Source organism: Methylocystis suflitae, from assembly GCF_024448135.1.
Lineage (GTDB): Bacteria > Pseudomonadota > Alphaproteobacteria > Rhizobiales > Beijerinckiaceae > Methylocystis > Methylocystis suflitae.
This window is the reverse complement of record NZ_JAMRYX010000085.1, coordinates 85,889-101,321: the sequence shown is the minus strand read 5'-3', so window position 1 is coordinate 101,321 and position 15,433 is coordinate 85,889. Positions and strand designations below refer to the sequence as shown.

Here is a 15,433-nt window from a genome sequence, read left to right as displayed (position 1 = left end):
GAACGAATGCCAAAAAAAGAATTGAGAAAGAGGGGAAACTAGGACATGTCGCACAAAATCGTCTTTCTCGATCGGGAAACGCTCGACGCCAATGTGCGCAAGCCGAATTTTCCTCACGAATACACCGAATACGCCCAGACGGCGCCCGACCAGATCGTTGAACGCCTGAAAGGCGCGACGATCTGCATCACCAATAAGGTGCCCCTGCGCGAAGCGACGTTGAAGCAGCTTCCCGGCCTCAAGCTCATCGCCGTCGCCGCGACCGGCACCGACGTGATCGACAAGGCCTATACGAGCGCCAACGGGATCGTCGTTTCGAACATCCGCAACTACGCCTTCAACACGCTGCCCGAACATGTGTTCGCGCTGCTGTTCGCGCTGCGCCGCAATCTAGTCAATTATTACAACTCGGTGCGGCAGGGGCGCTGGGGCTACGCCAATCAGTTCTGCTACTTCGACTATCCGATCTATGACATCGCCGGCTCCACGCTCGGCATCATCGGCTATGGCGCACTCGGCAGGGAAATCGAGAAGCGCGCCACGGCGCTCGGCATGAAGGTGCTGATCAACGACGTCATGGACGTGCCGAACAAGGTCGACGTCGCGACGATTCTGCGCGAGGCGGACGTCGTCACGCTAAATATTCCGCTGACGCCCGAGACGAAGAATATGATCGGCGCGAAGGAATTCGCGTCGATGAAGAAGTCCGCCTGCATCATCAACACCGCGCGCGGCGGCATCATCGACGAGCAGGCGCTCGCCGATGCGCTCCGCAACGGAGTCATCGCCGGCGCTGGCATGGATGTTTTGACGGTCGAGCCGCCCAAGAACGGCAACATCCTGCTCGATCCGACGATTCCCAATCTCATCATCACGCCGCATGTCGCCTGGGCCTCGAAAGAGGCGATGCAGGTGCTGGCCGACCAGCTTGTCGACAATATCGACGCCTTTGTCGCCGGCAGTCCGCGCAACGTCGTGGCGGGGTGAGAACCAATGTGCCTCGCTCCCCACGCCGTCATGCCCGCGCTTGTCGCGGGCATCCACGCGGCGCCGCTACGGAGCGATTGGAAATGCTTTGCAACGTCTCGGCGTGGATGGCCGGGACAAGCCCGGCCATGACGTGGCCTGAGGACATCCAATGACCAAGAAACTGCTTTTCCTTTTCGACACCGATCCGGTTCCGAGCGTTTTCGACACGGTGGTCGGTTATGACGGCGGCGCCGATCACATCATCGGCTATGGCGGCGTCACGCCCGAGAACGTCGGCGCGCTGGTCGACGGCTGCATTTACACGCGCGGCCCGAAGGAGAAGCAATATACGGCGATCTTCGTCGGCGGCGGCAACATGACGGCCGGCGAAACCGTGTTCAAAGCGGTGAAGAAGCGCTTCTTCTCGAATTTCCGCGTGTCGGCGATGCTCGATTCGAACGGCTCCAATACGACCGCCGCGGCGGGCGTGGCGCTGCTCGCCAAGGCAAGTTCACTCAAGGGCAAGAAGGCCGTCGTGCTCGCCGGCACCGGCCCGGTCGGCATGCGCGCCGCGGCGATGCTCAATATCGAAGGCGCCGAAGTCGCCATCACCTCGCGTCAGAAGGCGCGGGCCGAGGCCGCGGCGAAAGCCATTCAGGAGCGCTTCGGCTTCACGCCCGCGGTGATCGAAGCGCCCGATAACGCAGCGCGCGCCCAGGCCGTCAAAGGCGCTCAGATCGTGTTTGCGGCAGGCGCCATCGGCGTCCCGCTGCTCGACGAGCAGGATTGGCAGAACGATCCGACGATCGAACTCATCGCCGATTGCAACGCGCAGCCGCCGCTCGGCGTCGGCGGCGTCGAGGCGACCGACAAGGCCAAGGAGCGCCACGGCAAGATCGTCATCGGCGCGCTGGGGCTGGGCGGGCTCAAGCTCAAATTGCATCGCGAATGCGTCGGCAAGCTGTTTGACGCCGCCGACCAGGTGTTCGACTGCGAAAACATTTATGCGCAAGCCAAAGAGCTGGCCTGAGCGAGGAAAGATATGAGCGCCAAGAACGATACGATTGGAAAATTCCTCGACGAACTCGCCAGCGACGCGCCCACTCCCGGCGGCGGCGGCGCGGCGGCGCTCTCGGGCGCCATGGGCGCGGCGCTCGTTTCGATGGTGTGCAATCTCACCATCGGCAAAAAGAATTACGAAGCCGTTTCAGCCGATCTGCAGCTCACTCTCGCCAAGGCTGAAAAGCTGCGCGCCGAGCTGACCGCGGGCGTCGATGAAGACGTCGTCGCCTTCAACACGCTGATGGCCGCCTATGGCTTGCCGCGCGGCACGGATGAGGAGAAGGCGAAGCGCTCGGAGACGATTCAGTCGGCGCTGAAAGAAGCGACGCTGGCGCCGCTGAAGACGTGCAAAATCTGCTATGACGTCATCAGCCTGTCGAAAGAGGCCGCCGACAAGGGCAACCTCAACGTCATCAGCGACGCCGGAGTCGCGGTGCTCGCCGCCAACGCCGGCCTGCGCAGCTGCGCGCTCAATGTCTTCATCAACGCCAAGGCGATCAAGGATCGCGACTTCGCCGAGCAGCAGCTTGCCGAAGTCAATGCGCTGCTCGCCAAGGCCGCGGCCGAGACGGAAGCGGTCTATGAGACGGTCAAAGCCAAAATAGGCGGCTGAGGAAGCCGCGCCGCATTGCGAGGAGAGGACTGAAATGGACGTCCACGAGTATCAGGCCAAGGAAATACTGGCGAGCCACGGCGTCGATGTTCCGCCCGGCACGGTTGCTTTCAGTCCGGATCAGGCGGTCTACGCCGCGACTGAGCTCGGCGGCTCGCATTGGGTCGTCAAGGCGCAAATTCACGCCGGCGCGCGCGGCAAGGCGGGCGGCGTCAAGCTCTGCCGCACCTATCATGAAGTGCAGCAGGCGGCGCGCGATCTGCTCGGCAAACGGCTCGTCACGTCGCAGACCGGGCCGGAAGGCAAGCCGGTGCAGCGCGTCTATGTCGAAGTCGCCGATCCTTTCGAGCGCGAGATTTATCTCGGCTATGTTCTCGACCGCAAATTGGAGCGCGTGCGCGTCATCGCTTCGAAGCATGGCGGCATGGATATCGAAGAGATCGCCAAGAACACCCCTGACGAACTGCTCCAGGTCATCGTCGAGCCCGCCGTCGGCCTGCAGCAGTTTCAGGCGCGCGAACTCGCCTTTCAGCTCGGCCTCAATATCAAGCAGGTCTCACGCGCGGTGAAGACGATCATGGGCGCCTATCGCGCCTTCCGCGACAATGACGCGACCATGCTCGAGATCAATCCGCTCGTCGTCACCAAGGACGACAAGGTTCTGGCGCTCGACGCGAAGATGTCCTTCGACGACAATGCGCTGTTCCGCCGTCACAACATCGTCGACATGAACGACCCCTCGCAGAGCGATCCGCGCGAGGCGCAGGCGTCGGAGCACAGCCTGAATTACATCGGCCTCGACGGCGAGATCGGCTGCATCGTCAATGGCGCCGGACTCGCCATGGCGACCATGGACATGATCAAGCACGCGGGCGGCAATCCGGCGAACTTCCTCGACGTCGGCGGCGGCGCTTCGCCGGAGCGCGTCGCGACGGCGTTCCGTCTCGTTCTATCGGATCGACGCGTGAAGGTCGTGCTCGTCAACATCTTCGCCGGCATCAATCGTTGCGACTGGGTCGCGCAGGGCGTCGTTGACGCGGTGCGCGCCGAAAAGATCGAGGGCGTGCCGCTCGTCGTGCGTCTCGCCGGCACCAATGTCGAAGCAGGCAAGAAGATCATCGCCGAAAGCGGCATTCCGATTATCCAGGCCGACACGCTGGCCGAAGCCGCCGAGAAGGCTGTCGCCGCCTATCAGGGCGCCAAGTAAGCGCCGGAGAACGACACATGAGCATTCTCATTGACGAAAAGACGCCGATCCTGGTCCAGGGCATCACCGGCGACAAGGGCAGTTTTCACACCAAGGAGATGATCGACTACGGCAGCAATGTCGTCGCCGGCGTCACGCCCGGAAAGGGCGGCAAGACTCACCACGGCGTGCCGGTGTTCAACACCGTGCGCGAAGCGGTGCGCGAAACCGGCGCGCAGGCGTCGATCACCTTCGTCGCGCCGGCCTTTTGCGCCGACGCGATCATGGAGGCCGCCGACTCGGGCGTCCGCCTGATCTGCTCGATCACCGACGGCATTCCGGCGCAGGACATGATGCGCGTGAAGCGCTACTTCCTGCGCTTTCCCAAGGATCGCCGGCCGATGTTGGTCGGCCCGAACTGCGCCGGAATCATTTCGCCGGGCAAGGCGATGCTCGGCATCATGCCTGGCCACATTTACAAGCAGGGTCCGGTGGGGCTGATCTCGCGCTCCGGCACGCTTGGCTATGAAGCGGCGTCGCAGCTGAAGGCGCTCGGCCTCGGCATATCGACCTCGGTCGGCATCGGCGGCGATCCGATCAACGGCTCGTCGTTCCTCGACCATCTGGTGCTCTTCGACAAGGACCCGGAGACCGAGGCCGTGCTGATCATCGGCGAAATCGGCGGTCCGCAGGAGGCCGAAGCCTCCGCCTGGATCAAGGAGAATTTCTCCAAGCCGGTGATCGGCTTCGTCGCCGGCCTCACGGCGCCCAAGGGCCGCCGCATGGGCCACGCCGGGGCGATCATTTCGGCGTCGGGCGACAGCGCCGCGGAAAAAACCGAGATCATGAAGTCCTACGGGCTGACCGTCGCGCCGAGCCCGGCGGAATTCGGATCGACCGTCGCCAAGGTATTGCAGAGCGCCTGAGGAATGCAGCATTGGCGTCGGCGCCGTCGCGCGCCGCCGTCCGGCCGTATTTTGCGAAGCCGTTCATCCTGCGCGGCGTCGTGAGCGCCTAAGGAGTTTTGATGACCGCCGAGACCCAGACATTAAAAAGCCAGTCTTCGACCGGCTTGCCGTCTGCTTACGCGACTCGTTCGGTCACCGAGGCTTCCAACTTCCTGCGCGAGCAATTGCTTACCGTGATTCGCCGTCACACGCCGGAGATCGAGGCCGTCGTGCGCGACTCAAAGGCGGGTGCAGGTCTGGAGCCGCGCCAGATGGCGCGCGCGCTTCAGGCGCAGGGCATCCTATTTCAGCTCGTCTCCATCGCGGAGCAGGCGTACGCCATGCGCCGGCGCCGCCGGATCGAGCGCGAAAAGGGCCACGACAAGCTGCTCGGCACGTTTGATTACGTCTTGTCGAGCGCCGCGGCCTCAGGCGTCGCGCCAGACGAAATACGCGCGCAACTGCACACGCTGCGCATCCGGCCCGTCATCACCGCCCATCCGACGGAGGCGAAGCGCGTCTCGATCCTCGAAAAATATCGCCGCATCTATCTGCTGATGCGCGAACTCGAATCGACCCGCTGGACGGACCGCGAGCGCGAGGCGCTGGTGAAGTCGATCTATGACCAGATCGAACTTCTTTGGCTCACTGGCGAATTGCATCTCGAAAAGCCCACGGTCGATCAGGAAGTCGCCTGGGGCCAGCACTTCTTTCACGAGAGCATTTTCGATCTCGCGCCGGAGCTTCTGTCATCCTGCGAGCGCGCGCTGCGACGCCACTATCCCAACGAGACATTCGAGGTTGCGCCCTTCTTCCAGTTCGGGTCCTGGATTGGCGGCGATCGCGACGGCAATCCGTTCGTGACGAATGACGTCACTCGCCGCACGATGCGCGAAAACGCCGCGGCGAGCTTGAATTATTATCGAACGCGCTTCGTCGATCTCGCGCGGATGCTGTCGATCAGCCAGCGCGCGGCCGATATTCCTCAATCGTTCCGCGAGGAGTTGGCGGAACGCCTCGCCGCGCTGCCGGATGGCGCAGCGATCGAAGCGCGCAATCAAAATGAGCCTTACCGGCAGTTCGTTGTGACGATTCTGCGCAAGCTCGACCAGACGCTGCGCGCCGTGAACGCCGAGCCGACGACTGGTCCGCGCTATGCGAGCGCCGACGAACTCATCGCCGACCTGCTGGCGCTCGAAAAGGCGCTCAATGAAGCCAAGAGCGACGCGATCGCGACGGATCTCGTGCGCCCGCTGCGCCGCGCGGTGGAAACCTTCCGCTTCAGCACGGTGCGCCTCGACATCCGCCAGAACACGACCCGCACGACGCAGGCGCTCGAAGAGCTGTGGCGCCTGAAGACCGGCGGCGAGACGCCGCCTGAGCTTGATGCTCCCGAATGGCGCCAATGGCTGCTCGCCGAGCTTGCAAAGCCGCGTCAGGCGCCTCTCCCGCGCGACACGCTTTCCGCCGATACGCGCGACGTCATCGAAATGTTCGAGGTTGTCGCCGAGATGCGCGTACAGCTCGACCGCGAAGCCTTTGGCGGATTCATTTTGTCGATGACCCGCTCGGCGGTCGACGTGCTCGGCGTGTATCTGCTCGCCAAGGAGGCGGGGCTGTTTCTCGACGAACCCGGCGTCGAGATCCTCACGCTGCCGATCGTACCGCTTTTCGAGACGATCGGCGATCTGCGCGCCGCGCCGGCGATCATGCGCGACCTTCTGCAGGTTCCGGTCGTGCGCCGCTCGACGCGCTGGCAGGGCAATCTGCAAGAGGTGATGATCGGCTATTCCGATTCCAACAAGGATGGCGGCTTTCTGTCGTCGAATTGGGAGCTGTTCAAGGCGCAGGCGCGCCTTACTCAGGTCGGACGCGAGCAGGGCGTCGCCATCGCCTTCTTCCATGGGCGCGGCGGCTCAGTGTCGCGCGGCGGCGCGCCGACCGGCCACGCCATCGCGGCGCAGCCGGCGGGCTCTATCCGCGGCCGTTTTCGCGTCACCGAACAGGGTGAGGTCGTCTCGTTCAAATACGCCAATCGCGGAACCGCGGCGTATCAGATGGAGCTCTTGGCCTCCTCCGTGTTCCAGCATGCGCTGAAGTCCGAACGCGAGGAAGCTCTGGCGCCACACGCGGAGTTCGACGAGGCGCTCGAGGAGATTTCCGGCGCCTCCTTCGCGGCCTATGCGAAATTTATCGGCGATCCCGACCTTGTTACTTATTTCCAGGCCGCAAGCCCGCTTGAAGAGATTTCGCTGCTCAACATCGGGTCTCGTCCGGCGCGGCGCTTCGGCGCCAAAAGCCTGGCGGATTTGCGCGCGATCCCCTGGGTCTTCGCCTGGGCGCAGAACCGCCATTCGATCACCGGCTGGTACGGCGTCGGATCCGGTCTGAAGAATTTCGTTGACGTGCGCGGCGACCGCGGTTTCGAACTCTTGCGCCGGATGTTCGAAGATTCGCGCATGTTCCGGCTCATTATCGACGAGGTCGAGAAGACGCTCGCGCTCGTCGATCTCTCAATCGCCAAGCAGTATGCGGGGCTTGTCGCTGACGAAGCCGTGCGAAATAAAATCTTCATGGCCATCGAAGAGGAATTTGCATTGACGCGCGAGATGGCGTTGCGCGTCACCGGCGGCGTCGAACTGGCGGAGCGTTTCAAGGAGTATCAGGCGAGGCTTTCGCATCGCCTGCAGACCATCAACGAGGTCAATCGCGAGCAGGTGGCGCTGCTTCGCCGGTTTCGCGAGGCAAAGGACGAAGCGGAGAAAGAGGCCGTCAAAGTGCCTCTGCTGCTGTCGATCAGCTGCGTCGCGGCCGGGCTCGGGGCCACAGGCTAATTCAACAGGAAGGGGTAAAAATATGAGCTTCACGTTAATCGAGCAGGCCACACCGCGTCTGCATCGCTCGGAACTCGCTGTGCCGGGCTCCGCGCCTGGCATGTTCGAGAAGGCCGCGCAGTCCAAGGCCGATCAGATCTTCCTTGATCTCGAAGACGCCGTCGCGCCCGACGACAAGGAACAGGCGCGCAAGAACATCATCCAGGGCCTCAACGATATCGACTGGGGCAAGAAGGTGATGACTCTGCGTATCAACGGTCTCGATACGCAGTATTGCTATCGCGACGTCGTCGACGTTCTCGAGAACTGCCCGCGTCTCGACATCGTGCTGATCCCGAAGGTCGGCGTTCCGGCCGACGTCTATGCGATCGACATGATGATCACGCAGATCGAGCAGTACAAGAAGCGCACCAAGAGGATCGGCATCGAAATCTTGATCGAGACCGCGCTTGGCATGGCCAATGTCGAGGCGATCGCGCAGTCGTCCAAGCGCCTTGAGGCCATGTCCTTCGGCGTCGCCGACTATGCGGCGTCGACCCGCGCCCGCACGACCGTCATCGGCGGCGTCAATCCGGATTACGGCGTGCTGACCGACAAGGACGCGAGCGGCAATCGCGAATATTACTGGGCCGATCAGTGGCATGCGGCGCAGACGCGCATGATGGTCGCCTGCCGCGCTTACGGCCTGCGTCCGATCGACGGCCCCTTCGGCGACTTTGGCGATCCGGACGGCTATATCGCCGCCGCCAAGCGCGCTGCGGTGCTCGGCTATGAGGGCAAGTGGGCGATCCATCCTTCGCAGATCGAACTCGCCAATCAGGTCTTCACGCCGTCCGACGCCGAGGTCACGAAGGCGCGCCGCATTCTCGATGCGATGAGCCAGGCCGCCAAGGAAGGCAAGGGCGCCGTCTCTCTCGACGGCCGCCTGATCGACATCGCCTCGATCCGCATGGCCGAAGCGTTGATCGAAAAGGCCAACGCCATGGCGGCGTAAGCCGCAGCGCTCCCAAAGAGCGGGGCCTATAAAGGGCGAGGGACGGCATAGCGCCCCCCTCGCCCTATTTTTGAAGCGTCTAAGTTCTGCTTGATTATATTCAACAGACGCGCGCCCGCCGATCCGGTAGGAAGCAGTCTGACGCAGCTTGCCGGCCACGTTCAGGGAACCGCCATGCGCCAGCTTTTTTCGAGTCTCGCATCTCTCATACTGCTGTGTTCCGCGAGCCAGGCGTTCGCCTGCGCCGGCGACGGTCTCGGCCGCGCCGGATGGAAGCTGGATCACAAGGACTTTTCCAGTCGCGACAATTTGCCGTTCTTCAGTCCGGGCAATGACAGCCGCGTCAACGCGCAGTTCCTGATGATTGACGCGCGGCCTTGGCCCGTCGAGGCGCGAAAAGACGAGGTGAAGCTCGACATCTATCCCGACTATTTCGTGCTTTTCGCGCGTGACGCATTTAACGACACGTTCGCGCGGAACTCTTGCGATTATGCGGGCCGGCCCGTCAAAGACGTGACGACGACGCCGAGCGATTTCTTTGACGAAGGCACGCGATGCGTCTCTGCTCAAAGCGGCGAGGACGCCTTTATTCAGGCTGCACAAGCCGAAAAGGCGCTTCGCGAAGCTGAGCGCGCTGCGCTCATCGGTTCACGCAAGGAACTAACGACGGCCTGCCAGGGAAAGGATGCGGCCCACGGCGCCTCGAAGGCTTATGTCGCGGGCGCCGACGCATCGGCGGCCGCGCGCGAATTCGCCACTTATCTTGCCGGCGCAGAATCTTTTTATCACGGCGAATTCGACGCTGCGCTCAACGCTTTTCGCAGCCTCGCGAAAGCGCAGAATGTGTGGCTGCGCGAGAGCGCACGCTACATGATTGCCCGCACGCTGCTGAACAAGGCGTCGGTCGGCGCGTTCGCCGAACTGGACGGCGCGCCCGAGCCAAAAGTGTCGGATCGCCAATCGCTGAAAGCGGCGGAATCCGAATTCAAATCCTATCTCGTCGACTATCCGCACGGCCGCTACGCGGCGTCGGCGCGCGGCCTGTTGCGTCGCGTCTATTGGCTCGCTGGCGACCGATCGCAGGCCGCGACTGAGTATGCGTGGCAGCTGACGCATGCGCGCGATCCAGGCGCCAATCTCCGCAGTTCAGATCTCGCCGCTGAAATCGACTCGAAACTCGGTCTAGACTCAAAAGACGTCCATGACGCAAATCTTCTCGCGATCGACGATTTGACGATGATGCGGCCCGCTGATGCGTCGCAGAAGAAGTTCTCGGCGGCCGATCTCGACGCGCAGGCGCGAGACTTCGCGGGCCATGACGCGCTGTTCGCCTTTCTGAAGGCGGCGCGCGCCTACTATGTCGACGGCGACCATGCGACGGCATTGAAGCTGTTGGGGGATCCGACGCCGGGGCCGTTGTCGCCGCCCTATCTCGGCTTCAGCCGCGAAGTTCTTCGCGGTCAGGCGCTGATGGCGTCGGGGCAGTATGCGGCGGCGATCGACCACTGGAGGCGGCTGCTGCCGCTCGCCACGCAGCCTTGGCAGAAAGAGGCGGTCGAACTCGGCCTCGCGCTAAGCTGGGAACGCTCCGGAGAGGTCAACAAAGTCTTCTTGAAGGACACGCAACTGTCGTCGCCGCGGATTCGTGCGATGCTGCTGCGATATATTGCAGGTCCGATCCTGCTGCGGATGGCCGTCGCGGACCCGGCCTCGGCTGAGGAGCGCAAGCTTGCGCGCTTCGTGCTTCTCCTCAAAGAGGCGACGCACGGCCAATATGCGGGGTTCCTTCGGGATTATTCTGCGGAGGGACTGGCGAAGGACGACGCCGACACCGCGCGGCCCGGGCAATATCCCAATTACCAGTCCAGCGTCCTGCTGTGGAGCGGCGGCGCCGACAAAGGCTACGCTTGTCCAGACCTCAAGTCGATTGTCGGCGAACTCGCCGCCAATCCTCAGGACCCGCACGCCATGTTGTGCTTTGGCGACTTCATCCGCGTGAACAGTCTCGACGGCTTTGAGGCGTCCCGGCCGGCGCCCGATGAACTTGGCGGCGGCAAATCCATTTTTCCCGGCGAACCCTATGCGCGTGGCGAGGTCTATAAGAAGCTCATCGGCTCGCCGGCGACGCCTGCGCGCGACCGGGCCTATGCGCTCTACCGCGCGGTCAATTGCTACGCGCCGGCGAACAACAACACGTGCGGCGGCAAGGACGTCGAGAAGGCGCAGCGCAAAGCCTGGTATGACCAGCTCAAGACGCAATATGGCGCGACAACATGGGCGAAAAGCCTGAGATTTTACTGGTGACGAGTTCGCGGCTTGTCGCCGCCGCGTGTCTTCTCGCTGTTGGCCTAGTTTGGACAGCGGCGGCCGACACGATTGTGCGCGCGGCGGATTACGACGCCTATTGGCTATGGGCGGGCGTGCGCGCGCGTCCCGAACTGGCTTCCGCCAAGACCATCTATCTGCTCCAGGCTGAAATCGGACCCGACGATTCAGGTGAGATTCGTCTAAAGGCGCAGGGCGCCACCGAGCCGAGCCCTCATCCGCAAGCGTTATGGCTTGTCTATCGCGTGCGCAGCATCGACTGGACGCCCGCGATTTTTGCGGCGGTCAAGCGCCGTCTTGCCGAGTGGCGCGCCAAGACCGACAAGGTCACCGGCGTTCAGATCGACTTTGACGCCGCAACGCGTGGCCTGACCACATACGCGGCCTTCCTTGCAGAGTTACGTCAGATATTGCCGGCGGATTGCGCGCTTGGCGTTAGCGGGCTTATGGATTGGGCCTCTCAGGCCGCGCCGGAAGACATTGACAGACTGGGTCGGAGCGTCGACGAGGTCGTGTTTCAGACCTATCGCGGCCGCGCCACGGTTGACCATATCGACGATTACCTGGCGCGCGTCGGACGTGTCCATACGCCTTTCCGGCTCGGCCTCGCCGAGGGCGCCGTCTGGTCGCCGCCGGAAACGCTGTCGCGTCATCCCTATTTTCGCGGCTATGTCGTGTTTTTGCGTAATCCACCGCGATGAGCGAGCCGCGGCGCGCGACTCCGCGCCCGGTTGACGGGCGCTTGAGATGCTGAAAAGACAGCGCCGACGGTTGTCGCAATTCCACGGCGCTAACCGACGGATTGCCAAAAGAACAAGGTAAAATGCGCGATGTCCGACGATTTCCGCACCCTCCTTCGCGCCATGTTTGACGCCGCCGTCGCCGCTGCGTCGCCAACGGTCTGCCTGCCGCCCTATCTCGCGAAGATCGCGCCGCCGAAGGGCCGCACCATCGTCGTCGGCGCCGGTAAGGCGGCCGCCTCCATGGCGGCCGCGGTGGAGGCGCATTGGCAAGGCCCGCTCGAAGGACTCGTCGTCACGCGTTACGAGCATGGCGCGCCGACAAAACACATCGAAGTGATCGAAGCCTCGCATCCGGTGCCTGACGCAGCGGGGCGTGAAGCGGCGAAGCGCATTTTGCAGAAAGTGCAGGGGCTTTCGCAAGACGATCTCGTTCTCGCGCTGATTTCGGGCGGCGGCTCGGCGCTGATGGCGCTGCCGGCCGAGGGCGTCACGCTTGAGGAAAAACAGGCGGTGAACAAGGCGCTGTTGAAAAGCGGCGCGAACATCTCCGAGATGAATTGCGTGCGCAAGCATCTCTCCGCCATCAAGGGCGGGCGTCTCGCCCGCGCCGCGGCGCCGGCGCGCGTCGTCGCGTTGATGATTTCCGATGTGCCGAATGACGATCTTTCGGTGATCGCCTCCGGCCCCACGGTTCCAGATCCGACAACGCGCGAAGACGCTCTGGCCGTAATCGCAAAATATAAGATCGACGCGCCGGCCGCGGTGCTGACGCATCTGCAAAAGAGCGAATGCGAAACGCCCAAGCCCGGCGACGCCATCTTCGAAAAAGTGCAGAACATTCTCATCGCCACGCCGCAAGGCTCGCTGGACGCGGCTGCGGCTGTAGCGAAGTCGGCGGGGTTCACGCCCTGCATCCTGGGCGACCTGGAGGGCGAGTCGCGCGATGTGGCGCTCGTGCATGCCGGCATCGCAAAGCAGATCGCCCTCCACGGTCAACCTTTCGAGCCGCCCGTCGCCATCATCTCGGGCGGCGAGACGACCGTCACCGTGCGCGGCAAGGGACGCGGCGGACGTGACGCCGAGTTCTTGCTCGGACTGACGCTCGCGCTCGAAGGCTTTGGCGGTATATCGGCGATCGCGTGCGACACCGACGGCATCGACGGCAGCGAAGACAACGCTGGCGCGATCATGACGGCGGATTCGTTCGAGCGCGCGAAAAAGGCCGGCGTCGATCTGAAGGCGCATTTCGCCAACAATGACGCCTACACGGCGTTCGAAAAGCTCGGCGATCTCATCGTGACCAAGCCGACGCGCACCAACGTCAACGACTTCCGCGCGATCCTGGTGCCGAAGCGCGCGTAACGACACATCTGGCCGAATGTCATTCCCGACGCGCGCGGCGCGCGCGATCGGGAATCCAGAAAAAGCCAATCTTTCGCGACGTTGCTCTGGATTCCCGGTCAGGCCTTCGGCCTGCCGGGAATGACACCGTCCAAGCGAACGGATAACCGCATTTCCTATGACTCAGCGGACTTTTTCGGCGAGCCAGATTTTTATGAGCGACTGATAGGGCACGTCGCGCTTATTGGCCGCGATCTTGATCTGCTCGAGCAGACTGACCGGAAGCCGCAGCGAGATCGAGGTTGTTGACGGTTTGAGATTCGGCATTCGAACGCGCTTCGCCTGGCTCCAGTCGACATGTTCCGCGGAGTCGTGACTTTCCCAATAGGCACGTTCGTCTGCTTCGGTTGCGAAAGTCGGCGGCGGAGTCTTAGTCGTCTTGCTCATAGCGTTGTCGTTCCTTGCGACTCATGTCGCGAGCGGAGATAACTCGAATGCGCGTCCCGTTTGAGCGCAGCGTGAATGTGACATGCAGCAATCGAGATGCGTCCGTTCGACCGAGGGCGTGATAGCGTGGCTCGCTCTCGTTGTGAGCCAGGTCGTCGTGAGCCAAGTCGTCCGTTACGATCAGCGGATCATTGGCGAAAATCTGCTCAGCCTCCGCTTGGCTCACGTCGTGCTTTTCGACGCTTTTGCGCGCGTTGCCGTGATCCCACTCGAAACCGACGACATGCTCGAAATTGACCATTTATGTATATTTCCATAATATACAACAGAGTCAATAAAGCGAAAGGGCGGAATGTTGCGCCAGCAGAGCAACCCGCCTAAAGGAAGCGCCATGAACAAGCCTTTAAGCCCGCAACCAATCGATCCGCGCGGCGCGGCGGCGATGTTTGAACGCTATCGCCGTGACGACTCGCCAAAGCCCAAGCAGTGGAACGACACGCTCGATCTCATTCTGGCGCATCGTTCGCATCGCAATTTCCTGCCCGAGCCGCTGCCGGAAGGCGCGCTGGAGATCATTGTGGCGGCCGCGCAGTCGGCGTCGACATCGTCAAATCTGCAAGTCTGGAGCGTCGTCGCGGTGCAGGACGAGGCGCGCAAGGCCCGTCTCGCCGATCTTGCTGGCGGCCAGAAGCACGTCCATCACGCCCCGCTGTTTCTCGTCTGGCTCTGCGATCTCGCGCGGCTCGAAAATCTCGGGCGCGAGAGGGGCCGCGATGCGGCCGGACTCGCGTATTTCGAATTGTTCCTGACAGGCGTGGTCGACGCCGCGCTCGCCGCGCAGAACGCGGTCAGCGCGCTTGAATCGATCGGTCTGGGCTGCTGCTATATCGGGGCGATGCGCAATAAGCCGGAAGAGGTCGCCAAGGAATTGAATTTGCCGCCGAACGTCTTCGCCGTCTTCGGCATGGTTGTCGGCGTTCCCGATCCGGCCGCCAACGCCGCCGTCAAGCCTCGCCTCGGTCAAGGGGCCGTGCTTCATCACGAGCAGTATGAATGGGGCGACGCGCAGCGCGAGGCGATCGAAACGCTCGATGAAAAGTTCAAGGAATTCCAGAAGGAGCAGGGCTTGCCGGATCAGGGGTGGATTCGTCAGGCGCTGTCGCGCGTGCGCGGTCCGGAGGCGTTGAGCGGTCGCGACCGCATTCGCGAAGCCCTCAACGCACTTGGCTTCGCTCTTAAGTGAATCGACAAAAAAGGCTGGCTCATGGACGCCGATGTAAAGAGCGCATACTCAGGCGAGATTTTCGATCTCTGGGACACCTATGAGAAAGTCGTCGTCAAAGATTTAATGTTTCACGCGGCGCTCGGCGAAGAGGTCGAGCGCGCCTTGCGCGAGCGCTTTGAAGGGCGAGCCTTCTCTCTGCTCGATCTCGGTTGTGGCGATGCGCATGTCTTTGCGCCGATACTGCGCCGGATTTCGCCGTCGAGTTACAAGGGGATCGATCTTTCGGACACCGCGCTCGCGCGCGCAGCCGAAAATCTAAAATCTCTGCCATGCCCCGTGCAACTCGCGCATAGCGACATGCTGTCGGCTCTTTCCGACGGCGTCTCCTATGATGTCCTCCACAGCAGTTTCGTTCTGCATCACCTGTCGACCGAGGACAAAGCGGAATTCTTCCGCCGCGCGTCGCGGGCGCTCGCGCCCGGCGGCCTGCTGTTGCTGGTCGACACGATGCGTGAGGAAGACGAAACGCGCGATGACTATCTGAGGCATTATTTCGCCTGGATCGAGAAGGATTGGACCGGCCTTTCGCGAGCTGAGAAGGACGCGATTTTCGATCATGTCTCGACCAGCGACTATCCGGAACCATTATCGCTTCTAGAGCGACAGGCGCGCGCTGCGGGTCTGACGCGCTTGCCGGGCGGCGTTCCGCATCGCTGGCACCATCTCATGCGCTTTGAGCGAGCTTAG

General features: G+C 62.6%; 14 protein-coding genes. 12 read left to right on the top strand and 2 right to left on the bottom strand.

From position 1 onward, the window contains the following. Window positions 1-45: 45 nt before the first annotated feature. The 10 genes from NEI07_RS07260 to NEI07_RS07215 all read left to right on the top strand — a co-directional run bounded on the left by NEI07_RS07260 (window position 46) and on the right by NEI07_RS07215 (window position 13,035). The gene (locus NEI07_RS07260; protein ID WP_256033701.1) at window positions 46-987 is read left to right on the top strand and encodes a D-2-hydroxyacid dehydrogenase; all 942 of its coding nucleotides are present in this window, start codon (window positions 46-48) and stop codon (window positions 985-987) included. A 151-nt stretch (window positions 988-1,138) separates the two neighbouring features. After that, complete coding sequence (locus NEI07_RS07255) at window positions 1,139-1,999, top strand: NADP-dependent methylenetetrahydromethanopterin/methylenetetrahydrofolate dehydrogenase (protein WP_256033700.1); 861 nt, start codon at window positions 1,139-1,141, stop codon at window positions 1,997-1,999. A gap of 12 nt (window positions 2,000-2,011) precedes the next feature. Continuing rightward, window positions 2,012-2,644 (top strand): methenyltetrahydrofolate cyclohydrolase, encoded by a 633-nt coding sequence (fchA, locus tag NEI07_RS07250; protein WP_256033698.1) that lies wholly within the window; start codon window positions 2,012-2,014, stop codon window positions 2,642-2,644. A gap of 34 nt (window positions 2,645-2,678) precedes the next feature. Further along, window positions 2,679-3,851, top strand: a complete 1,173-nt coding sequence (locus NEI07_RS07245; RefSeq protein WP_256033697.1) for a malate--CoA ligase subunit beta — start codon at window positions 2,679-2,681, stop codon at window positions 3,849-3,851. Window positions 3,852-3,868: 17 nt separating this feature from the next. Beyond that, a complete protein-coding gene (gene sucD, locus NEI07_RS07240) occupies window positions 3,869-4,756 on the top strand; it encodes a succinate--CoA ligase subunit alpha (RefSeq protein WP_256033696.1) in 888 nt (295 codons plus the stop codon). A 101-nt stretch (window positions 4,757-4,857) separates the two neighbouring features. Beyond that, window positions 4,858-7,611, top strand: a complete 2,754-nt coding sequence (locus NEI07_RS07235; protein ID WP_256033695.1) for a phosphoenolpyruvate carboxylase — start codon at window positions 4,858-4,860, stop codon at window positions 7,609-7,611. 22 nt (window positions 7,612-7,633) lie between these two features. After that, window positions 7,634-8,605, top strand: coding sequence for an HpcH/HpaI aldolase/citrate lyase family protein (locus NEI07_RS07230; protein ID WP_014890655.1), 972 nt, complete (start codon window positions 7,634-7,636; stop codon window positions 8,603-8,605). Window positions 8,606-8,779: 174 nt separating this feature from the next. After that, window positions 8,780-10,909: a hypothetical protein gene (locus NEI07_RS07225; protein WP_256033694.1), complete on the top strand. Its 2,130-nt coding sequence runs from the start codon at window positions 8,780-8,782 to the stop codon at window positions 10,907-10,909. Next, window positions 10,879-11,631, top strand: a complete 753-nt coding sequence (locus NEI07_RS07220; protein ID WP_256033693.1) for a DUF3142 domain-containing protein — start codon at window positions 10,879-10,881, stop codon at window positions 11,629-11,631. The genes NEI07_RS07225 and NEI07_RS07220 overlap by 31 nt, the downstream gene beginning before the upstream one ends. 129 nt (window positions 11,632-11,760) lie before the next feature. Then, entirely contained in the window at window positions 11,761-13,035 is a 1,275-nt protein-coding gene (locus NEI07_RS07215) for a glycerate kinase type-2 family protein (RefSeq protein WP_256033692.1), read from the top strand. A 162-nt stretch (window positions 13,036-13,197) separates the two neighbouring features. Here the strand turns inward: NEI07_RS07215 and NEI07_RS07210 are convergent, their stop codons facing one another. Beyond that, entirely contained in the window at window positions 13,198-13,461 is a 264-nt protein-coding gene (locus NEI07_RS07210; protein ID WP_256033690.1) for a BrnA antitoxin family protein, read from the bottom strand. Next, a complete protein-coding gene (locus NEI07_RS07205) occupies window positions 13,445-13,762 on the bottom strand; it encodes a BrnT family toxin (protein ID WP_256033687.1) in 318 nt (105 codons plus the stop codon). Before NEI07_RS07205 ends, NEI07_RS07210 begins: the two co-directional genes overlap by 17 nt. A 90-nt stretch (window positions 13,763-13,852) precedes the next feature. On the opposite strand from NEI07_RS07205, the gene NEI07_RS07200 reads away from it, so the two are divergent. Next, the gene (locus NEI07_RS07200) at window positions 13,853-14,704 is read left to right on the top strand and encodes an NADPH-dependent oxidoreductase (RefSeq protein ID WP_256033685.1); all 852 of its coding nucleotides are present in this window, start codon (window positions 13,853-13,855) and stop codon (window positions 14,702-14,704) included. Window positions 14,705-14,725: 21 nt separating this feature from the next. Beyond that, on the top strand, window positions 14,726-15,433 hold the full coding sequence (locus tag NEI07_RS07195; protein WP_256033684.1) for a class I SAM-dependent methyltransferase: 708 nt from the start codon (window positions 14,726-14,728) through the stop codon (window positions 15,431-15,433).